The organism is Aquimarina sp. KJ22-3 (assembly GCF_055808215.1).
On sequence record NZ_CM147859.1, the window covers coordinates 4,317,598 to 4,344,150 of the forward strand.

Sequence of the window (26,553 nt, forward strand, 5' to 3'; positions counted from 1 at the left end):
TTTGTGTTTTAATTCTAGATGGTTTCTTCTTCAGATGATAATTCAAAGAAGGTCACGATTTGTGATGCAAGTTGTTTGGCATAATCACCTTTAATCATCGTATTGTGATTCCCTTCTGTTTCCAGAATGTGTATATGCGGTACTATCGCTTTCCACTGTTGCCTCATTAATGAGTGATTTTCTACTTCGCCCTGCTCTTTTGCGATTACCAAAAACAACTCGTCGGCTACCGTAGGTGCTACCTGGTACTGCATGATCATATTACTGTGGAAGACTTTATAAATTCTTTCAAATTCTGATATATCATCATCTCCTGTAGTATGTGCCTCGATAAATTGACCAATAACCTCCCAATATTGCGCTACATCAGACGCTTTTAATTTCGTCTCTAATTCGTGTTGTAAATCCATATCTTGAGAAGATTTTTTAATTCTGAAATAGTCATTACTTACAAACTCATACAGTAAGTACATGATAGCTTGAACTAATTCGTCTCCTGAATACGGTTTAAATTCTGGGAATACATCCAACACAAAGACCTTGGCTTCTTTATCAAGCTCCTGAGAGAATTGTTTCATCATCTCAGCTGCCACCAAACCTCCAAAAGAATGACCTACTAAATCATATGGCCCTTCGGGCTGTATGGAAGTAATGAGTTCTATGTTTGCTTTTGCGATATCCTCAATATTAGCGAAAGGTTTTTCGCCTTCATTAAGCCCAAACATGTCAATTCCGTATACTGGTCGATTTGTATCAAAAGCAGTTCCTAAGTCGTAGTAAAAATCAGCCACTCCAAAAACTCCTGGTAAAATAAAAATTGGAGGAGTATCATTTCCTGGTTTCAAAAGCGTAAGCCTTTTATTCTCGATCACTTTATCTGCTGTTGTTATGAATTCAGAAAGCGACTCAATTGTAGAATTTTCAAAAATATGTCTAATGGTAACTGATGGTGTATTAAATTCTTTTTTAATACGACTTACCAGTTTCACTGCAATTAATGAATGTCCTCCCAAATTGAAGAAATCATCATGAACTCCTACTTTTTCAATATCAAGCAAGTCTTCCCAAATCTTAGCTAATTTTACTTCTATTGTCGAACTTGGAGCAACATACTCTGTAGTCAACATCGCTTTAACATCTAACTCAGGTAAAGCTTTGGTATTCACTTTTCCATTATTGGATAATGGAAGCGTTTCTAACTCTACCCATAGCTGAGGAACCATATATTCTGGTAATCTTCCTTTTAAAGAAGTGACGATCTCTTCCTTATCAAAACGATCCGCAGCAACTACATATCCTACCAGACGTTTATTGCCTGAGTTATCTTCTTTTGCAAGAACACAACAACTCTTCACGGTATGTTCTTCTTGAAGAATTCTTTCGATCTCTCCTAATTCGATACGATACCCTCGAATTTTAACCTGATCATCTTTTCTTCCAATAAAATCTATCGAACCATTTGGCAACCATTTTGCCAGATCTCCTGTTTTATATAAACGTTCTCCTTTATGGAATGGATGAGCAACAAATTTTTCTTGTGTTAACGCTGCACGATTTAGATATCCTCTGGATAAACCTTTTCCTCCGATACATAGTTCCCCAACAACACCTGTTGGTGTGAGTTGACCATATTCATTTAAAATCAGAATATCTCTATTTGCAATAGGAGTACCAATAGGAATACTAAAATCGAGTCGTTCAACTTTATGATACGTAGCACACACCGTACTTTCTGTAGGACCATAAGTATTAAAAATATCAAACTTTGTATAAATGTTAGAAACAAAATCTTTTTTCAACACATCTCCCCCGCTTATCAAGGCACGGATACAAAGATCGTATTCATGATGATGTTCGTTCAGATATTCTAGAACGTACGGGTTGGTACTAAGTAAAGTGATGTAATGTTTTTCACATTCGGATACTAGTTCTTCCAGATCTTGTGAGTCTTTGGATACAATAAGCGTTCCTCCCGAAATTAATATTGGGAAAATCTCCTCAACAGAAGTATCAAAAGAAATACTCGCTTGCTGTAAAATACTATCTTGATCAGTAAGCTCAAAATAAGAGGCAAACGTTTTTGCATAATCCAACAAAGAAGCATGTTCTATTAGTACTCCTTTAGGTTGCCCCGTAGATCCTGAAGTATAAATCACATAAGACAAACTGTCTCCAGAAATAGTTAGTTCTGGGATTGTTTCATCTGTTGATAAACGTTCTTTGTTAAATTCCTTTATAAAACCCTGATCAATAGTAACGTTACAAGCACTATCTTTTGTTATGAACTCTATTCTATCAACCGGATAACTTGGATCAATAGGAACATAAGCTCCTCCTGATTTCAGAACGGCTAATATGGAAATAATCATCCATTCACTGCGATCTAGCTGAATTGCGATAAGATCCTCTACGGAAACTTTATATTGATGTACTAGATAATTCGCTAATTGATTAGAACACATATCCAACTCCTGGTAGGTAAACTTCTTATTCTCAAACACTATTGCGATATTATCAGGAGTATCTGCCACCTGTCTTGCAAACGCGTCCAGTATGGTATCCTCATCAGCATCCGAAATTTTCTTCGGATTGAAAACAGATAATAGCTGTTGTCTTTCTGAAGAAGGAAGTATCTCTAACTCAGCAATTCCTTGATTTATATCCTGAAGAACACTACCTAATAAGACTTCAAAATGACCTAACATTCTTGAAATTGTTTCTTCTTTGAACAAATCTGAGCAATATTCTACATTAATCCCCAGGCTGTCCTCAAATTCTGCTATTGAAAATGTCAGTTCAAATTGCGAAGTTGAAGTATCAACGGAGATATCCTCAAGATTAAGTCCATTACTATCTACACATGTTTGAGTTGTAGTTTTTGTGCTATTATGCATAGAAAACATTACCTGAAACAGTGGACTGCGACTCATATCACGATCTCTTACTACCTCACTTACGATTTTCTCGAATGGAACTTGTTGATGTTCGTATGCTTGTAAGGTTGTATTCTTTACCTGATTAAGTAACTCTTTGAAACTTGGGTTACCACTCAAGTCGCTGCGTAGTGCCAAAGTGTTGACAAAAAAGCCGATTAACCCAGCTACTTCCTCTTGTTCTCTATTGGCTATTGGAGTACCTACACAAATATCTGTTTGATCACTATAACGATACATCAAAACCTTGAAAGCACTTAATAAAGTCATAAACATGGTTGTACCCTCTTGTTGTGATACTTCCCTTAGTCCTAATAGGATTTCATTGTTTAACTGATAACTCAAATGATTTCCGGATATAGACTGTATTTTTGAGCGATCGAAATCTAATGGTAGTTCTAAAGGCGTAACTCCGAACAACTGATCTCTCCAATACCCCAACTGGGTTTCTAATCGATCTCCTGATAGATACTCACGTTGCCAAATGCTATAATCTGCATATTGAATTGGTAAGGCTGGTAACTGTACTTCATTATTTGCTATCTCTGCTCTATATGTAGCCGATAATTCCTGTAATAAAATAGGGCGCGACCAACCATCAGAAGCAATATGATGCATATTAAAAATCAATAGCTTCGGTTTTCCGTCTTCTTCTAACAAGGTTATACGTAGCATGTAATCCCTACTCAAATCGAAAGGTCGTACGATTTCGTTATCTACAATTTCAAAAACTTCTTTTTCACTTAAACCTTCTATATGAATACTTGGTTCAAACTGCCAACCATTTTCAGGCATTATTTTTTGATATGGCACCCCATCTACCTCATAGTAAACCGTACGTAACACTTCGTGTCGATTTATTACTTTATTGATTGATACCAATAAGGCAGCTGTATCCAAATCTCCTTCTATTGCAAAAACTCCAGGCATATGATAGCTTGAACTCCCTGGCTCTAACTGATCAATAAACCATAAACGTTCTTGTGCAAATGATAGTGGAATTTTATCTAAACGATCAATCGTATCAATACGAACCACATCACTTTGATCCAAATGATCAATATAATTTGATAATGAATGTATGGTTGTATGGATAAATAAATCTCGAATTCTTATATCTACTTCAAAGTGATTGCGAATAAAGGTTGCAACTCTTGTTGCAAGCAAAGAGTGACCACCCAATACAAAGAAATCATCCTCTATACCTACTTTATCATGCTCCAACAGATTTTGCCAGTACTCTACTAATGCAATTTGTGTTGGTGTAACTGGTGCTACATAAGGCACATCATTTAATGCTATACCTTCTGGTGACGGCAATGCTTTTTTATCTACTTTACCATTTCTGTTTAATGGAAGTGCGTCTAAACGAACCCATAACTGTGGAATCATATAGTCTGGCAAACGAGTAGATAATGAAGAGATAATATCTTCACGATCTGTTGTCTCTTCTGCTGCTACGTATCCTACTAAGCGCTTGGTGTTTTCTTCATCTTGATGAACTACAACAACACCTTGGGTAACTCCTTCTACCTCTTGTAAAACACTTTCGATCTCTCCTAGTTCTATACGATAACCACGGATCTTTACCTGATCATCTTTACGACCTAGAAACTCGATATTACCATCGGGTAACCATCTTGCTAAATCTCCGGTTTTGTAGATCTTTTCTCCTTTTTTGAATGGGTTCGACACAAATTTAGCATCTGTGAGATCTTCTCTATTCAGATATCCTAGGGATAATCCAGAACCTCCTAAGCATAGTTCTCCAACTACACCTACAGGCACTATTTCCAAGTTATTACTCAAAATATATGCCTGGCTGTTTAGTATTGGTTTCCCTATCGGAAGATCTTTACCATACCCTCCCGGAATGGTAAATGTTGTAGAAAAAGTAGTATTTTCTGTAGGACCATATCCATTTACAAGTGTAATTTCTGGATAAGCTTGCTTCAACATATTGGTATATTTAAACAAGACTTTATCTCCACCTACCATTAAATAGTCAAGGCCTGAGAAAATAGAAATATTTTCTTCTGCTACCTGATGGAACCAGGAAGCTGTCATCCACATGGTATTTATACCATAAGAGGAAATAGCATTCTCTAATTTTATAGTGTCTAGTAAACTATCTGTATCTGTTAGTACCAACTGCCCACCATTTAATAAGGTCCCCCAGAACTCTATCGTGGTTGCATCAAAAGATACCGAACCTGTAGATAGCCAAATCGTATCTGGCTGCAATGGAATATAATCACAGGATGTCGCCAAACTAACCACATTACCATGAGTAATCATTACACCTTTGGGAGCACCTGTTGATCCCGAAGTATACATTACGTAGCTCAAATCATTTGATGTTACTATTACATTTGGAACAGAAACGCTATAGGATGCTAACGCTGAGTTAAATTCGGATATGAAATCACTATCGATGGTTACTTTACAATTACTGTTCTTTTCTATATAAGAAATTCGTTCTGCCGGATAATCCGGATCAACAGGTACATAAGCAGCTCCTGTTTTTAAAATTCCAAGAATGGAAACGAGTAACCATTGGCTGCGATCTAACTTGATCCCTACTAAATCTTCAACAGCAAGATCATAATTTGACAATAAATAATGTGCTAACTGGTTGGATAACTCATCTAGTGCTCTATAGGTAAGTGCTTCCTCTTTGTATACCAAAGCAACCTTATCTGGATGTGCGGCTACTTGTCTTGAAAATACATCCAAAATCGTTTGATCTGCTGCATACTCAACTTCTGTCTGATTAAAATCAAATACGACTTCTTGCTCTTCCTTGGCCGATAACATCTTTAATCCTCCTATCGCCTGACTCGTATCACTAATGATACTTCTCAGTAAGATCTCAAAGTGAGCTACTAACCTGGTAATGGTCTCTGCCTTGAATAAATCTGTACAATAGCCGATCGTTAGTCCTAGACCATCCTCTAGCTCAGCCATAGAAACGGTCATCTCAAACTTAGCGCTTTGACCACCAAAACCATACTCCTCTAACTCAAAGCCATCATTAGATTGACTCGTATCACTATCCAATACCTCATTGTTCTGTAAAGCAAACATCACCTGGAATAGTGGACTGCGACTCATATCTCTATCGCGTACCACCTCACTTACTATCTTCTCAAAGGGAACCTGCTGATGCTCATAAGCACTCAAAGTCGTATCCTTTACCTGAGCCAGTAACGCCTCAAAACTTGGATTACCACTCAAATCACTTCGCAATGCCAAAGTGTTGACAAAAAAGCCGATCAAGCCCGATACCTCTTCCTGTTCTCTATTCGCTATAGGAGTACCTATACAAATATCATCCTGACCACTATATCTATACATCAACACCTTAAAGGCACTTAATAGCGTCATAAACAAAGTACTCCCCTTGTCTTTAGAAATCTCCTTTAAGCCTTCTAAGATATCTGAACTCAAATCAAAGCTCAGGCTATCCCCTGCCATACTCTGTTCCTTAGGACGTACATAATCCAGGGGTAGCTCCAAGGGACTAACTCCTGATAAAGTATCCCTCCAATAGCCCAACTGTGTAGCTAAGCGATCTCCTGATAGATACTCTCGTTGCCAAATACTATAATCCGCATACTGAATCGGTAAATCAGCTAACGCTAAAGCTTCACCTTTTAACTCCGAACGGTAATACCCTAATAACTCTTCTAACAATATCGGATGTGACCAGCCATCAGAAGCAATATGATGCATGTTAAAGATCAATAGCTTCGCCTTACCTTCTTCTTCTAGTAACGTAACTCGTAGCATATGATCACAACTCAAATCAAAGGGACGTGCAATCTCCTTATCGATCAAAGTATCGATAGCTTCTTTGGATAAACCATCGATCTTGATGTTCTTCTCTAATGCCCACTGATCCTCTGGCAGCACCTCTTGATACGCTACGCCGTCTTCTTGCTTATAGACCGTACGTAATACCTCATGACGATTGATCACCTTATTGATCGAGCCTACTAATACATCTTTATCTAAAACCCCACTGATCTCAAAAACTCCTGGCATATGATAACTAGAACTCCCTTGCTCTAACTGATCGATAAACCATAAACGCTCCTGTGCAAAGGATAGTGGAATACGCTTTGGACGCTCAACACTACCGATGCTTACTACACTGCTCTTCTCTAAACTATCAATATAACTACACAAGTCTACTAACCTGGTGTAACTAAACAAGTCTCTAATACGAATATCTACTTCAAACTCACCTCGGATATAAGTCGCTACTCTGGTCGCTAGTAAGGAATGACCTCCCAATACAAAGAAATCATCCTCTATACCTACTCTTTCTATGCCTAATAACTCTGACCAATACTGGGATAACTTCACTTCAGTAATCGTCTGTGGAGCTACATATTCAACTCCCTGTAGCTCGGATACATCAACACTTGGTAAAGACTTCTTATCTACCTTACCATTGCGGTTCAATGGTAGACTATCCAGTAGCACCCATAACTGTGGGATCATATAGTCTGGCAGGCGCTCACTTAAACCACTTATAATACCTTCTCGATCTAAATCTGCTTCTACAACTACATAACCTACCAAACGCTTTACGCCCTGACTATCGGTAGTCACCTGAACAACGCCCTGTACAACTCCTGCCACATCATGTAAAACACTCTCGATCTCCCCTAGCTCGATGCGATACCCTCTAATCTTTACCTGATCGTCCTTACGACCTACAAAGGCAATACTACCATCAGGTAACCATCGGGCTAAATCTCCTGTCTTATATAAACGCTCCCCTTCCTTAAACGGATGAGCGATAAACTTCTCACTAGTTAATTCCTCTCTATTTAAATAGCCTCTGGCTAAGCCGGATCCGCCTAAACATAACTCGCCTACTACGCCTACTGGTAAAACCTCTAGACTATCGCCTAAAATGTAGGTCTGCATATTCGATAATGGATAACCGATCGGAACGGTAACTCCTAGACTCGCTACGGAATCAATCGGGTAATACGTCGCAAAAACAGTAGTCTCGGTAGGACCATACACATGAATCAATCGATCACTACCCAAAGCTGACAAGGCTCGCTCTACATGAGGAACAGAGACCAGCTCTCCTCCAAATAATAACTTACGAACACCCGATAAGCCGTCTACATCATAATCCACAAAAGAATTAAACAGCGCCGTAGTCATAAAACTAACCGTAATATCATAACGCTTAAACACTCCACTTAACTCTGAAGCATAAGGGGCCTCTGATTCACTGATCATATATAAACTAGCTCCGCTTAATAAACTACCAAAAATCTCATAGGTAGATCCATCAAAGGCATAGTTCGACCATTGTAACACGCGATCATCTTCGCCGATAACAATACTACCCTGATCATAGATCAATGTCAAAATATTTTCCTGGGTGATCTCGATACCTTTGGGACGACCTGTCGTACCTGAGGTATACATCACATAGGCCGAAGAAGTAATATCACCTTCAAAATCAAATCCAGAGACTGGGTATCCCGTAAGCTGGTTATACTCCAAATACAAGGATGCATCAAGACCTATCTCATTGTATAAATCTATATCATTACTAACGATACATGATAAATCTGCATCTTCCTGAATATAGGATAATCGTGATAAAGGTAAGGTAGGGTCTAAAGGAACATACACCCCGCCTGATTTTAAAACTCCTAAAATACTTACGATCATCTCTGTACTACGACGGAATAAAATACCTACTCCTGATCCTAAACTAACCCCTTGAGATCTCAAGCAGTGTGCTAACTGGTTCGATAACTCATCTAGTGCTCTATAGGTAAGTGCTTCCTCTTTGTATACCAAAGCAACCTTATCTGGATGTGCGGCTACTTGTCTTGAAAATACATCCAAAATCGTTTGATCTGCTGCATACTCAACTTCTGTCTGATTAAAATCAAATACGACTTCTTGCTCTTCCTTGGCCGATAACATCTTTAATCCTCCTATCGCCTGACTCGTATCACTAATGATACTTCTCAGTAAGATCTCAAAGTGAGCTACTAACCTGGTAATGGTCTCTGCCTTGAATAAATCTGTACAATAGCCGATCGTTAGTCCTAGACCATCCTCTAGCTCAGCCATAGAAACGGTCATCTCAAACTTAGCGCTTTGACCACCAAAACCATACTCCTCTAACTCAAAGCCATCATTAGATTGACTCGTATCACTATCCAATACCTCATTGTTCTGTAAAGCAAACATCACCTGGAATAGTGGACTGCGACTCATATCTCTATCGCGTACCACCTCACTTACTATCTTCTCAAAGGGAACCTGCTGATGCTCATAAGCACTCAAAGTCGTATCCTTTACCTGAGCCAGTAACGCCTCAAAACTTGGATTACCACTCAAATCACTTCGCAATGCCAAAGTGTTGACAAAAAAGCCGATCAAGCCCGATACCTCTTCCTGTTCTCTATTCGCTATAGGAGTACCTATACAAATATCATCCTGACCACTATATCTATACATCAACACCTTAAAGGCACTTAATAGCGTCATAAACAAAGTACTCCCCTTGTCTTTAGAAATCTCCTTTAAGCCTTCTAAGATATCTGAACTCAAATCAAAGCTCAGGCTATCCCCTGCCATACTCTGTTCCTTAGGACGTACATAATCCAGGGGTAGCTCCAAGGGACTAACTCCTGATAAAGTATCCCTCCAATAGCCCAACTGTGTAGCTAAGCGATCTCCTGATAGATACTCTCGTTGCCAAATACTATAATCCGCATACTGAATCGGTAAATCAGCTAACGCTAAAGCTTCACCTTTTAACTCCGAACGGTAATACCCTAATAACTCTTCTAACAATATCGGATGTGACCAGCCATCAGAAGCAATATGATGCATGTTAAAGATCAATAGCTTCGCCTTACCTTCTTCTTCTAGTAACGTAACTCGTAGCATATGATCACAACTCAAATCAAAGGGACGTGCAATCTCCTTATCGATCAAAGTATCGATAGCTTCTTTGGATAAACCATCGATCTTGATGTTCTTCTCTAATGCCCACTGATCCTCTGGCAGCACCTCTTGATACGCTACGCCGTCTTCTTGCTTATAGACCGTACGTAATACCTCATGACGATTGATCACCTTATTGATCGAGCCTACTAATACATCTTTATCTAAAACCCCACTGATCTCAAAAACTCCTGGCATATGATAACTAGAACTCCCTTGCTCTAACTGATCGATAAACCATAAACGCTCCTGTGCAAAGGATAGTGGAATACGCTTTGGACGCTCAACACTACCGATGCTTACTACACTGCTCTTCTCTAAACTATCAATATAACTACACAAGTCTACTAACCTGGTGTAACTAAACAAGTCTCTAATACGAATATCTACTTCAAACTCACCTCGGATATAAGTCGCTACTCTGGTCGCTAGTAAGGAATGACCTCCCAATACAAAGAAATCATCCTCTATACCTACTCTTTCTATGCCTAATAACTCTGACCAATACTGGGATAACTTCACTTCAGTAATCGTCTGTGGAGCTACATATTCAACTCCCTGTAGCTCGGATACATCAACACTTGGTAAAGACTTCTTATCTACCTTACCATTGCGGTTCAATGGTAGACTATCCAGTAGCACCCATAACTGTGGGATCATATAGTCTGGCAGGCGCTCACTTAAACCACTTATAATACCTTCTCGATCTAAATCTGCTTCTACAACTACATAACCTACCAAACGCTTTACGCCCTGACTATCGGTAGTCACCTGAACAACGCCCTGTACAACTCCTGCCACATCATGTAAAACACTCTCGATCTCCCCTAGCTCGATGCGATACCCTCTAATCTTTACCTGATCGTCCTTACGACCTACAAAGGCAATACTACCATCAGGTAACCATCGGGCTAAATCTCCTGTCTTATATAAACGCTCCCCTTCCTTAAACGGATGAGCGATAAACTTCTCACTAGTTAATTCCTCTCTATTTAAATAGCCTCTGGCTAAGCCGGATCCACCTAAACATAACTCGCCTACTACGCCTACTGGTAAAACCTCTAGACTATCGCCTAAAATGTAGGTCTGCATATTCGATAATGGATAACCGATCGGAACGGTAACTCCTAGACTCGCTACGGAATCAATCGGGTAATACGTCGCAAAAACAGTAGTCTCGGTAGGACCATACACATGAATCAATCGATCACTACCCAAAGCTGACAAGGCTCGCTCTACATGAGGAACAGAGACCAGCTCTCCTCCAAATAATAACTTACGAACACCCGATAAGCCGTCTACATCATAATCCACAAAAGAATTAAACAGCGCCGTAGTCATAAAACTAACCGTAATATCATAACGCTTAAACACTCCACTTAACTCTGAAGCATAAGGGGCCTCTGATTCACTGATCATATATAAACTAGCTCCGCTTAATAAACTACCAAAAATCTCATAGGTAGATCCATCAAAGGCATAGTTCGACCATTGTAACACGCGATCATCTTCGCCGATAACAATACTACCCTGATCATAGATCAATGTCAAAATATTTTCCTGGGTGATCTCGATACCTTTGGGACGACCTGTCGTACCTGAGGTATACATCACATAGGCCGAAGAAGTAATATCACCTTCAAAATCAAATCCAGATACTGGATATCCTGTAAACTGATTATACTCCAAATACAAGGATGCATCAAGACCTATCTCATTGTATAAATCTATATCATTACTAACGATACATGATAAATCTGCATCTTCCTGGATATAGGATAATCGTGATAAAGGTAAGGTAGGGTCTAAAGGAACATACACCCCGCCTGATTTTAAAACTCCTAAAATACTTACGATCATCTCTGTACTACGACGGAATAAAATACCTACTCCTGATCCTAAGCTAACCCCTTGAGATCTCAAGCAGTGTGCTAACTGGTTCGATAACTCATCTAGCGCTCTATAGGTAAGCTCCTCCTCTTTGTAAACCAAAGCAACCTTATCGGGATGTGCCGCTACTTGTCTTGAAAATACATCCAAAATCGTTTGATCTGTTGCATACCCAACTTCTGTCTGGTTAAAATCAAATACCACTTCTTGCTCTTCCCTGGCCGATAACATCTTTAATCCTCCTATCGCCTGACTCGTATCCCTAATGATACTTCTCAGCAAGATCTCAAAGTGAGCCACTAACCTGGTAATGGTCTCTGCCTTGAATAAATCTGTACAATAGCCAATCGTTAGTCCTAGACCATCCTCTAGCTCAGCCATAGAAACGGTCATCTCAAACTTTGCGCTTTGACCACCAAAACCATACTCCTCTAACTCAAAGCCATCATTAGATTGACTCGTATCACTATCCAATACCTCATTGTTCTGTAATGCAAACATTACCTGGAATAGAGGACTGCGACTCATATCTCTATTGCGTACCACCTCACTTACTATCTTCTCAAAGGGAACCTGCTGATGCTCATAAGCACTCAAAGTCGTATCCTTTACCTGAGCCAGTAACGCCTCAAAACTTGGATTACCACTCAAATCACTTCTTAAGGCCAAAGTGTTGACAAAAAAGCCGATCAAGCCCGATACCTCTTCCTGTTCTCTATTCGCTATAGGAGTACCTATACAAATATCATCCTGACCACTATATCTATACATCAACACCTTAAAGGCACTTAATAGCGTCATAAACAAAGTACTCCCCTTAGCTTTAGAAATAGCCTTTAAACCTTCTAAAATATCTGAACTCAAATCAAAGCTTAGACTATCCCCTGCCATACTCTGTTCCTTGGGGCGTACATAATCCAGGGGTAACTCCAAGGGACTAACTCCTGATAAGGTATCCCTCCAATAGCCTAGCTGTGTAGCTAAGCGATCTCCAGATAGATACTCCCGTTGCCAAATACTATAATCCGCATATTGAATCGGTAAATCAGCTAAAGCTAAAGCTTCACCTTTTAACTCCGAACGGTAATACCCTAATAACTCTTCTAACAATATCGGATGTGACCAGCCATCAGAAGCAATATGATGCATGTTAAAGATCAATAGCTTCGCCTTACCTTCTTCTTCTAATAACGTAACGCGTAGCATATGATCACTACTCAAATCAAAGGGACGTGCAATCTCCTTATCGATCAATGTATTAATAGCATCCTTTGATAAACCATCGATCTTGATGTTCTTCTCTAATGCCCACTGATCCTCTGACATCACCTCTTGATACGCTACGCCGTCTTCTTGCTTATAGACCGTACGTAATACCTCATGACGATTGATAATTGCGTTTATGGAAGATTGTAGGATCTCAATATCAATAGCGCCACTGATCTCAAAAACTCCTGGCATATGATAACTAGAACTCCCTTGTTCTAACTGATCGATAAACCATAGTCTTTCCTGTGCAAAGGATAGTGGAATACGCTTTGGACGCTCAACACTACCGATGCTTACTACACTGCTCTTCTCTAAACTATCAATATAACTACACAAGTCTACTAACCTGGTGTAACTAAACAAGTCTCTAATACGAATATCTACTTCAAACTCACCTCGGATATAAGTCGCTACTCTGGTCGCTAGTAAGGAATGACCTCCCAATACAAAGAAATCATCCTCTATACCTACTCTTTCTATGCCTAATAACTCTGACCAATACTGGGATAACTTCACTTCAGTAATCGTCTGTGGAGCTACATATTCAACTCCCTGTAGCTCGGATACATCAACACTTGGTAAAGACTTCTTATCTACCTTACCATTGCGGTTCAATGGTAGACTATCCAGTAGCACCCATAACTGTGGGATCATATAGTCTGGCAGGCGCTCACTTAAACCACTTATAATACCTTCTCGATCTAAATCTGCTTCTACAACTACATAACCTACCAAACGCTTTACGCCCTGACTATCGGTAGTCACCTGAACAACGCCCTGTACAACTCCTGCCACATCATGTAAAACACTCTCGATCTCCCCTAGCTCGATGCGATACCCTCTAATCTTTACCTGATCGTCCTTACGACCTACAAAGGCAATACTACCATCAGGTAACCATCGGGCTAAATCTCCTGTCTTATATAAACGCTCCCCTTCCTTAAACGGATGAGCGATAAACTTCTCACTAGTTAATTCCTCTCTATTTAAATAGCCTCTGGCTAAGCCGGATCCACCTAAACATAACTCGCCTACTACGCCTACTGGTAAAACCTCTAGACTATCGCCTAAAATGTAGGTCTGCATATTCGATAATGGATAACCGATCGGAACGGTAACTCCTAGACTCGCTACGGAATCAATCGGGTAATACGTCGCAAAAACAGTAGTCTCGGTAGGACCATACACATGAATCAATCGATCACTACCCAAAGCTGACAAGGCTCGCTCTACATGAGGAACAGAGACCAGCTCTCCTCCAAATAATAACTTACGAACACCCGATAAGCCGTCTACATCATAATCCACAAAAGAATTAAACAGCGCCGTAGTCATAAAACTAACCGTAATATCATAACGCTTAAACACTCCACTTAACTCTGAAGCATAAGGGGCCTCTGATTCACTGATCATATATAAACTAGCTCCGCTTAATAAACTACCAAAAATCTCATAGGTAGATCCATCAAAGGCATAGTTCGACCATTGTAACACGCGATCATCTTCGCCGATAACAATACTACCCTGATCATAGATCAATGTCAAAATATTTTCCTGGGTGATCTCGATACCTTTGGGACGACCTGTCGTACCTGAGGTATACATCACATAGGCCGAAGAAGTAATATCACCTTCAAAATCAAATCCAGATACTGGATATCCTGTAAACTGATTATACTCCAAATACAAGGATGCATCAAGACCTATCTCATTGTATAAATCTATATCATTACTAACGATACATGATAAATCTGCATCTTCCTGGATATAGGATAATCGTGATAAAGGTAAGGTAGGGTCTAAAGGAACATACACCCCGCCTGATTTTAAAACTCCTAAAATACTTACGATCATCTCTGTACTACGACGGAATAAAATACCTACTCCTGATCCTAAGCTAACCCCTTGAGATCTCAAGCAGTGTGCTAACTGGTTCGATAACTCATCTAGCGCTCTATAGGTAAGCTCCTCCTCTTTGTAAACCAAAGCAACCTTATCGGGATGTGCCGCTACTTGTCTTGAAAATACATCCAAAATCGTTTGATCTGTTGCATACCCAACTTCTGTCTGGTTAAAATCAAATACCACTTCTTGCTCTTCCCTGGCCGATAACATCTTTAATCCTCCTATCGCCTGACTCGTATCCCTAATGATACTTCTCAGCAAGATCTCAAAGTGAGCCACTAACCTGGTAATGGTCTCTGCCTTGAATAAATCTGTACAATAGCCAATCGTTAGTCCTAGACCATCCTCTAGCTCAGCCATAGAAACGGTCATCTCAAACTTTGCGCTTTGACCACCAAAACCATACTCCTCTAACTCAAAGCCATCATTAGATTGACTCGTATCACTATCCAATACCTCATTGTTCTGTAATGCAAACATTACCTGGAATAGAGGACTGCGACTCATATCTCTATTGCGTACCACCTCACTTACTATCTTCTCAAAGGGAACCTGCTGATGCTCATAAGCACTCAAAGTCGTATCCTTTACCTGAGCCAGTAACGCCTCAAAACTTGGATTACCACTCAAATCACTTCTTAAGGCCAAAGTGTTGACAAAAAAGCCGATCAAGCCCGATACCTCTTCCTGTTCTCTATTCGCTATAGGAGTACCTATACAAATATCATCCTGACCACTATATCTATACATCAACACCTTAAAGGCACTTAATAGCGTCATAAACAAAGTACTCCCCTTAGCTTTAGAAATAGCCTTTAAACCTTCTAAAATATCTGAACTCAAATCAAAGCTTAGACTATCCCCTGCCATACTCTGTTCCTTGGGGCGTACATAATCCAGGGGTAACTCCAAGGGACTAACTCCTGATAAGGTATCCCTCCAATAGCCTAGCTGTGTAGCTAAGCGATCTCCAGATAGATATTCTCGTTGCCAAATACTATAGTCCGCATATTGAATCGGTAAATCAGCTAAAGCTAAAGCTTCACCTTTTAACTCCGAACGGTAATACCCTAATAACTCTTCTAACAATATCGGATGAGACCAGCCATCAGAAGCAATATGATGCATGTTAAAGATCAATAGCTTCGCTTTACCTTCTTCTTCTAATAACGTAACGCGTAGCATATGATCACTACTCAAATCAAAGGGACGTGCAATCTCCTTATCGATCAATGTATTAATAGCATCCTTTGATAAACCATCGATCTTGATGTTCTTCTCTAATGCCCACTGATCCTCTGACATCACCTCTTGATACGCTACGCCGTCTTCTTGCTTATAGACCGTACGTAATACCTCATGACGATTGATAATTGCGTTTATGGAAGATTGTAGGATCTCAATATCAATAGCGCCACTGATCTCAAAAACTCCTGGCATATGATAACTAGAACTCCCTTGTTCTAACTGATCAATAAACCATAAACGTTCCTGTGCAAAGGATAGTGGAATACGTTCTGGACGCTCAACACTACCGATGCTTACTACACTGCTCTTCTCTAAACTATCGATATAACTACACAAGTCTACTAACCTGGTGTAACTAAACAAGTCTCTAATACGAATATCCACTTCAAACTCACCTCGGATATAAGTAGCTACTCTGGTCGCTAGTAAGGAATGACCTCCCAGTACAAAGAAATCATCCTCTATACCTACTCTTTCTAAGCCTAATAACTCTGACCAATACTGGGATAACTTCACTTCTGTAACCGTCTGAGGGGCTACGTATGCTGTTGTTCCTAATCCTCCTAAATCTTCTTGAGCCAGGAACATCGACAATAGCTTTTTACCATCTACCTTATCACTTAAGTTAATTGGCATTTCATCTACGATCATGTAATGCGATGGATGCATATAGGCAGGCAATTCCCCCTTACATAACTCACGCAATTCATCTATTACTGAAGATGTTTCCTGAGAAACAGAATTCAAAACAACAAATGATAATAGATATTCCTGTCCATCATCCGCCTTATATACCATAACATGGCAATCAGACACTCGGTTGTCCTTACGGATGCATGATGCAATTTCTTCTAACTCTACTCGATGTCCACGGATTTTCACTTGGTTATCAGAACGCCCGATAAACTCCATGTTTCCGTCAGGCAACCAGCGACCTAAATCTCCGGTTTTATACATAACATCCCCTAATAAATCTTCAAAAGGATTTGCAATAAAACTCTGCGCAGTACGCTCTGGCAAACCAAGATAACCGGCTCCCACACCTACTCCACTAACGCAAATTTCCCCGATCACTCCTATAGGACATAAGTTACCTTGTTTATCCAAAATCACGGCATTCATGTTCTGAATAACCTTTCCGATAGGCACTCGTGAATGATTTGATGGTAATACTTCTAAAATCTCGTATTGAATCACATCATCTGATGCCTCACAAGGCCCATAACCATTCACTAATCCCATATTAGGGTATAAACGTTTTAGTTCGTTGATTAACATTGGAGGAATCGATTCTCCAACAAGCATTACCCAATCCAAATGTGGAAGTGCAACCCCAGATGAAATGTTCTTTATATGTTCTAATAAGCCCCACATGTAAGTAGGAACAAACTCGACAAGGCTTACTTGATGTTCTGTTATAATTTTTAATAATTTATTGTAATCCAGTAGATCATATTTATCGACGATTACACATGCTCCTCCTTTCAAAACAGGGCCTAGCATTTGCCATACGGAAATATCTGAACCTATCCCTGCACTTTGTAAAAACCTGAAATCATCTGGCAAATTCATTAGTTCATACTCTGCCAAAATATGGTTCATCGCCCCATCATGACGTGTAATCGCTCCTTTGGGCTCTCCTGTAGATCCAGATGTGTACAACACATATGCCCAGCTGTCTAAACGATTTTGATTCTCCACGTTATCAACTGGCATTGATGATAGATCCTTTTGATCTCGAATAATGATGTTTCTCTTATTAAAATAAGACATCCTCAACTCATTACTGCATTTATCCACAAGAATAATTCTGGATTGAGGGATATCTTCTAAAGTTGCCAAGAACTCACTAGTTGTGATCAACGTAGTCATCTCAGGTTTGGATAACATCAATCCTATACGATGTGACGGATTCTGTGTGTCTAGTGGCGTATAAATACCTCCACTTTTGATGATCCCCATCAAACATCCCAAAAACTCCGGACAACGATCTAAATACACTCCTACACAATCTGAAGAAGTTACTCCCAGATTACGAAGTAAATGTCCTAATCGATTAGCATACTCATTTAGTTCTTTATAATTCCAGACCTGATCATTATGAACAACAGCAACCGAAGTCTCATAGGTCGCAGCAATATCTTCAAAACGAACATTGATCGGACGATCATTACCTAAATCTACACTATCCGCATTAAACCAATCTCCATCAACTGTTGCAGCGCGTCCTAAAATTAGATCGCGTTCATCCTCTAGAAGAATAGATAACTCATCTATTCGGTGCGTGCTATTAGCAAGCACAGATTGTAGCAATTCCTCATAATGATAGAACATGCGTTCTACAGTAGATTGCGTAAATAAATCTGTACAATACTCGATGGTGATTTGTAAATCCCCATTATCTTCTCTTGCACTGTATTTTAAATCAAATTGAGAAATTTTTCGATCAAACGATAGTTGTTCTAATTCAAATCCTTCAGATTCGTAATGTACATCAATCTCTGATTCTTCATTATTTTGCAACACAAACATTACCTGAAACAGTGGACTACGGCTCATATCACGTTGTTTCACCACTTCATTCACAATTTTCTCAAAAGGAACCTGCTGATATTCATAAGCTTCTAGCGTAGTATCCTTAACCTGAGCCAGTAATTCCTCAAAACTCGGATTACCGCTTAGATCACTTCGCAATGCCAAAGCATTGATAAAGAATCCTATTAAACCTGCAACCTCTTCTTGTTCACGGTTTGCAATCGGAGTACCTATACAGATATCTTCTTGCCCACTATAACGATACATTAGTACCTTAAAGGCACTAAGCAAGGTCATAAACATAGTGACTCCTTGCTCTTTGGACAGTTCTTTGATCTTATTTACTATTGAACGATCCAGTGTAAAGTCCAACGTATTCCCATCCAAACTCTGTTCTTTTGGTCTGGCAAAATCCAAAGGTAATTCTAAAGGTTTAACGCCTGAGAGTTTATTTTTCCAATATCCTAATTGCGTCTTTAATCTGTTTCCTGAAAGATATTCTCTTTGCCAAATACTATAATCCGCATATTGAACAGGTAAAGAAGGTAAATTTACTTCTTCATTCAAGAGTTCTCCTCTATAAAAACTCAACAATTCTTCTAATAAAATAGGTTGTGACCATCCATCTGAAGCGATATGATGAATATTAAAAATCAACTGCTTAACTACTCCTTCATTTTCTAACAGAGTAACTCTTAGCATATGATCTTTGCTTAGATTAAAAGATCTATTGATCTCTCTATCTATAGTATTTTCTAATTCTTCTGAAGTTATTTTACTAATATCAATGGTAGGTTCAAAAGACCATAAATCTTCTGGCATGACCTCTTGATAGGTAACTCCATTTTGTTCTTTATATATGGTTCTTAATACCTCATGGCGATTTACAATTCTATTGATAGCACGTTCTAAAACTGCTCGATCCAAAGTTCCTGAGATCTCAAAAACCCCTGGCATGTGATAACTCGCACTTCCTTCTTCTAATTTGTCAATAAACCATAAACGTTCTTGTGCAAATGATAACGGAACAAATTCTGGTCTTTCTTCTGCTTTGATACCAGACACTTCTGATTGTTCCAGCGTTTCGATATAGGTAGCTAAGTTTCGGATGGTAGTATATCTAAATATGTCTTTTATTCGGATATCTACGTTACAATGACTTCTGATAAAAGTAGTAACCCGAGTTGCCAATAGAGAATGCCCTCCTAAGGCAAAGAAATCATCATCAACACCTACCTTTTCTACTTTTAACAGCTCTTGCCAATATGTAGCTATTGTTATTTCTAACTCACTCTCAGGCTCGGTATACTCAACCCGTAACACATCTTTGATTTCGGCCTTTGACAACGATTTTCTATCGATCTTACCATTACTTGTTAACGGCATTTCATCCAATGGCACCCATAATTGAGGGACCATGTATTCTGGTAATCTACTCTTTAGTAGTGCTACTATTTTTTCTCTATCAAAATCTGTTTCGGCCACTATATAACCAGCCAGGAAATTATTTCCTATGCCATCTTCTTTCACTACAATTACGCCTTGGTTTATCTCTTCGACTTCTTGTAGTACACTTTCTATTTCTCCCAGCTCGATACGATACCCTCTTATTTTTACCTGGCTGTCTTTACGCCCGATAAATTGTACGCTTCCGTCTGGTAGCCATCTCGCTAAATCCCCAGTTTTATAGATGCGTTCTCCATCAATAAAAGGATGGGCGATAAACTTCTCTTTAGTTAGTTCTTCTTTGTTCAAATAACCTCTCGACAAACCTACTCCTCCTACGCATAGTTCACCTACGAATCCAAAAGGTTGCAGATTATTATTTTCGTCAAGGATGTACACACTTGAATTTCCTATCGGTCTACCAATTGGAACTACATGATATGTGGTATCTTTTTCAAACTTATGAATCGTTGAGTTAATTGTATTTTCGGTTGGTCCATAAGAATTGTATAGGTTAGCTTTTATTTTCGAACCTATTCTCTCGCTAAATTTGTTATAGTCCTGTAATGATAGTTTATCTCCTCCTGAAATGATATGACGTAAACAAGAAATCCTTGAAATATCCTCTTCACTAAGTGTTTCTAATAATTCATGAAGTAACGCTGGAGGCATTTTTACCAAAGTAACCTGGTGCTGTTCTATTGCAGAAACAAAATTTCTTTGTAAATCAAATTTGAAATCTGGCGAAGCAATCACGCATTTCATTCCTATAGTCAAAGGGAGCATATATTCTTCTAATGTCCCATCAAAACTGAATGAACGATAAAACAATGTGGTATCCTTGGTATCTAAAGCATAGAATTTTCTGTAAAAAAGCAACCTTGAAACCAAAGAGCGTTGTTCTATCATTACTCCTTTAGGTTTTCCCGTAGTTCCTGATGTATAAATTACATAGGCCAGATTTGAAGATGAGATAGAAGCTGTTGCTGTGAACTGCTTTGAAAAATCTTTTTGGGTTTCAATAAATGCGGAAATAGCGTTTTCATCTATGCACATTTTGCAAGAACTATCAGAAAGCAAATAATCTATTCTGTCTTGAGGGTAGGAAAGGTCTACAGGCACATAGGTTCCTCCGGATTTAAGTATTGCTAGGATGGAAATCATCATCCATTCACTTCGATCCAAAAGTATTCCAACCATATCTTCTGATTGAATATCATTTTGAGATTTCAAGTAGTTCGCAAATTGATTAGACAGTTCATCTAATTCTTTATAAGTTAGTTCTCTATCCTCGAAAACCAAAGCAATATTATCTGGTGTTTTTGCTACTTGAGTCGAAAATAAATCAGTGATTGTTTGGTCTTTATCAAAATCAAATGTTGTTTCATTGAAATTATATAATAATCGATCTGACTCCTCTGCTGAAAGCATTCTCAAATTCCCTATTTCGGTACTTGGATCAATAAGAATACTGTTGAGTAGTAATTCAAAATGTTCTACTAAATCTTGTATGGTTTCTGCCTTGAATAAATCCGTACAATACTCTACTCGAAGAGTAATACCTTCTTCGGTCTCTACCGCATTAAAGTTTAAATCAAATTTAGTGTTATAGTTACCAAAACCATACTCCTCTAACTCAAAGCCATCATTAGATTGACTCGTATCACTATCCAATACCTCATTGTTCTGTAATGCAAACATCACCTGGAATAGTGGACTGCGACTCATATCTCTATCGCGTACCACCTCACTTACAATCTTCTCAAAGGGAACCTGCTGATGCTCATAAGCACTCAAAGTCGTATTCTTTACCTGAGCCAGTAATGCCTCAAAACTTGGATTACCACTTAAATCACTACGCAATGCCAAAGTGTTGACAAAAAAGCCGATCAAGCCCGATACCTCTTCCTGTTCTCTATTCGCTATAGGGGTACCTATACAAATATCATCCTGACCACTATACCTATACATCAACACCTTAAAGGCACTTAATAGCGTCATAAACAAGGTACTCCCCTTAGCTTTAGAAATAGCCTTTAAACCTTCTAAAATATCTGAACTCAAATCAAAGCTTAGACTATCTCCTGCCATACTCTGTTCCTTGGGGCGTACATAATCCAGGGGTAACTCCAAGGGACTAACTCCTGATAAGGTATCCCTCCAATAGCCTAGCTGTGTAGCTAAGTGATCTCCTGATAGATACTCCCGTTGCCAAATACTATAGTCCGCATACTGAATCGGTAAATCAGCTAACGCTAAAGCTTCACCTTTTAACTCCGAACGGTAATACCCTAATAACTCTTCTAACAATATCGGATGAGACCAGCCATCAGAAGCAATATGATGCATGTTAAAGATCAATAGCTTCGCCTTACCTTCTTCTTCTAGTAACGTAACTCGTAGCATATGATCACTACTCAAATCAAAGGGACGTGCAATCTCTTTATCGATCAATGTATCGATAGCTTCTTTGGATAAACCATCGATCTTGATATGCTTCTCTAATCTCCACTCATCCTTTGGCAGCCCCTCTTGATACGCTACGCCGTCTTCTTGCTTATAGACCGTACGTAATACCTCATGACGATTGATCACCTTATTGATCGAGCCTACTAATACATCTTTATCTAAAACCCCACTGATCTCAAAAACTCCTGGCATATGATAACTAGAACTCCCTTGTTCTAACTGATCAATAAACCATAGACGCTCCTGTGCAAAGGATAGTGGAATACGCTTTGGACGCTCAACACTACCGATGCTTACTACACTGCTCTTCTCTAAACTATCAATATAACTACACAAGTCTACTAACCTGGTGTAACTAAACAAGTCTCTAATACGAATATCCACTTCAAACTCACTGCGGATATAAGTAGCTACTCTGGTCGCTAGTAACGAATGACCTCCCAATACAAAGAAATCATCCTCTATACCTACTCTTTCTACGCCTAATAACTCTGACCAATACTGGGATAACTTCACTTCAGTAATCGTCTGAGGGGCTACATATTCAACTCCCTGTAGCTCGGATACATCAACACTTGGTAAGGACTTCTTATCTACCTTACCATTGCGGTTCAATGGTAGACTATCCAGTAGTACCCATAACTGTGGGATCATATAGTCTGGTAGACGCTCACTTAAACCACTTATAATACCTTCTCGATCTAAATCTGCTTCTACAACTACATAACCTACCAAACGCTTTACGCCTTGAGCATCCGTTGTAACCTGAACAACGCCCTGTACAACTCCTACTACATCATGTAAAACACTCTCGATCTCCCCTAGCTCGATGCGATACCCTCTAATCTTTACCTGATCGTCCTTACGACCTACAAAGGCAATACTACCATCGGGTAACCATCGGGCTAAATCTCCCGTCTTATATAAACGCTCCCCTTCCTTAAACGGATGAGCGATAAACTTCTCACTAGTTAATTCCTCTCTATTTAAATAGCCTCTGGCTAAGCCTGATCCGCCTAAACATAACTCGCCTACTACGCCTACTGGTAAAACCTCTAGACTATCGTCTAAAATGTAGGCTGTACTGTTCTTAATCGGCTTACCGATAGGAAGATCCTGATCCTGATCTCCTAAAATTGTATGCGTTGTCGAAAATGTAGTGTTCTCTGTAGGACCATATCCATTGAGTAATTTCAAATCTGGGTAAGCTTCCTTGATTCTATTGGTATACTTATACAATACCTTATCTCCTCCTACTAGTAAATACGATAATCCAGAGAAAATACTTAGATCTTCCTCCACGACCTGATGAAACCAAGAGGCTGTCATCCATAATGTAGTGACCTTATGAGTATCAATTAAATTCCCTAAAGATGAGGAATCTAATAGTGAATCCATATCACTTAAAATCAAACATCCTCCATTGAGTAAGGTCCCCCAAAACTCTATTGTAGTTGCATCAAATGATACTGAACCCGTAGATAACCAAACTGTATCGGTATCTAATGGAATGTAATCACAACTCTTGGATAAACTAACTACATTATCATGAGTAATCATTACCCCTTTTGGCATACCAGTAGATCCAGAGGTATACATCACATAACTTAAAGTATCTGGATTAATAACAACCGAAGGTAAATCTGTAGGTAAATCTGATACTGCATCTCTAAATGATGCTATAAAAGAAGGATCAATAGTAATTTTACAACCACTATCTGATTCTATATGAGCAATCCTATCTGCTGGATAACCAGAATCAATAGGAACATAAGCACCTCCTGATTTTAAAATACCTAATAACGATACCAATAACCAAGAGCCTCGCTCTAGTTTAACTCCTACCAAATCATCCAAACCGATCTGGTGATTGGATAATAAATAATGTGCTAACTGATTGGATAAAACATCCAACTCCGTATATGTCAAAGCAACTGCTCCATCCCTGATCGCTACACGATCCCCATAATCTGCTGCAATAGCACTAAAACAATCTACAATCGATGAACCATAACCATAATCCAAATCTGTAGCGTTAAATCCATCTAATATCTGGGAACGGTCTGATTCAGAAAGTATTGATAATTCACTCACTTCTCCATTGGGTTGACTAATAATAGCGCCTAACAACTGTTCGAAATGAGAAGCCATATTTCTTATGGTAGCTTCTGTAAATAAGTCTGTGCAATATTCGATAGTTACCGCTAAACCTTCAGCTGTATTTGATATAAAAAATGTGAGGTCAAATTTTGAAATAGTTTTTTCAAAATGTACTTCTTTCAATGCAAAATCATGAGCTGTCAATCCTCCTTCTTCAAGTGCTTCCTCGTTTTCATCCATTACGAACATTACCTGAAATAATGGACTGCGACTCACATCTCTAGAATCGGTAACTTTATTTACAACTTTCTCAAAAGGTACTTGTTGATATTCATAAGCTTCTAAAGTGGTTTCTTTTACCTGGCTTAATAGTTCAACAAAACTCTCCTCTCCACTCACATTACTGCGTAAGGCCAAAGTATTAACGAAAAAACCTATTAAATCAGCCACTTCAGACTGCTCTCTATTGGCTATAGGAGTACCCACACAAATATCTTGCTGACCACTATATTTATGCAACAACACCTTAAAGGCTGCTAATAGCGTCATGTACATCGTTGTACCCTGATCCTGAGACAAGGTTTTCAAGCCTTCCCAAAGTTTAGCATCAAAAACAAAATCAATATTTCTACCGGCAATACTTTGTTCGTGAGGACGCCCATAATCTAATGGTAACTCTAATGGAGTAACATCAGCTAATTTATTATTCCAATACGCTAGCTGGTTTTCTAACTGCTCGCCAGATAAATATGTTCTTTGCCAAATGCTATAATCTGAATACTGAATATCCAAAGGTGGTAAAACATCTTTCTCTCCGGAAACCTCTCCCCAGTAAATGGTCAATAATTCTTGAAGTAAAATAGGTTGAGACCATCCATCTGAAGCGATATGATGCATATTAAAGATGAGTTGCTTTACCACACCTTGATCTTCTAACAAGGTAACTCTCAACATATGGTCTGTACTCAAATCAAAAGGCTTGTTGATTTCATCATCAATGATATTTTCAACTTCCTTTTTGTCTTTTCCAGAAATATCAAGAATAGGTTCAAAAGCCCATTGATTTTTATCCATTACTTCCTGGTAAGGAACCCCATTGTCTTCTTTGTATATGGTACGTATGATTTCGTGCCGATTCACAATGGTTCTTATAGAACTTTCTAATACGTTCATATCCATTGGACCTGAAACCATAAAAACTGCTGGCATATGATAATGGATACTTCCTTCTTCAAGCTGATCGATAAACCACAAACGTTCCTGAGCAAAAGAAAGAGGTATTTTTCCCTTCTTTGCTTTAGAATTAACTGTGATTTTTTCTCTTTTTACAGTACCTGTTTCATTCTCAGTAGAAGATTTCTTCAAAAAAGAAATGATCTCATTTTTATACGGTTTTATAGAGCTCATAAATTCTTTATCCAACTCTTTCCCTTTTGATAATTTAATTTTCAAATTATCTCCATCTAAAAAGAATGTAATTCCTTTATCAAGAGCCTTGTCAAATATATCTATGATACTTATTGATGCTGTATTGTTCATTTTCTTGAATTGGTATTTGTAATTTAATTTTGTCTTAAAACCTCTAAAAAAGAGATGCGAACTCCTTCTCAAAACCTTTTAAAAGCAAAGTTTTGAGGTTAGAAATCTTGTATTTAAGGATGAATTTCGGTGTCGTTTCTTCTAAAAGAATTGTGTGAAATAAGCTGAAGAAAAGACTACAGATGCTATGGCTTTTCAACCAATAATCACATCATTA

General features: G+C 38.8%; 1 protein-coding gene. It reads right to left on the reverse strand.

Annotated features, from left to right (window positions below; translation table 11 throughout):
* Positions 1-14 precede the first annotated feature (14 nt).
* Positions 15-26,336 carry a non-ribosomal peptide synthase/polyketide synthase gene (locus AC0L3Q_RS20070; RefSeq protein ID WP_473282324.1) on the reverse strand — a complete coding sequence of 8,774 codons (26,322 nt, stop codon included), beginning with the start codon at positions 26,334-26,336 and terminating at the stop codon, positions 15-17.
* Between the last annotated feature and the right edge of the window lie 217 nt (positions 26,337-26,553).

Bases quoted from the DNA above. Each gene is read 5' to 3' on its own strand.
- AC0L3Q_RS20070 (WP_473282324.1), bottom strand. From the start codon at position 26,336: ATGAACAATACAGCATCAATAAGTATCATAGATATATTTGACAAGGCT.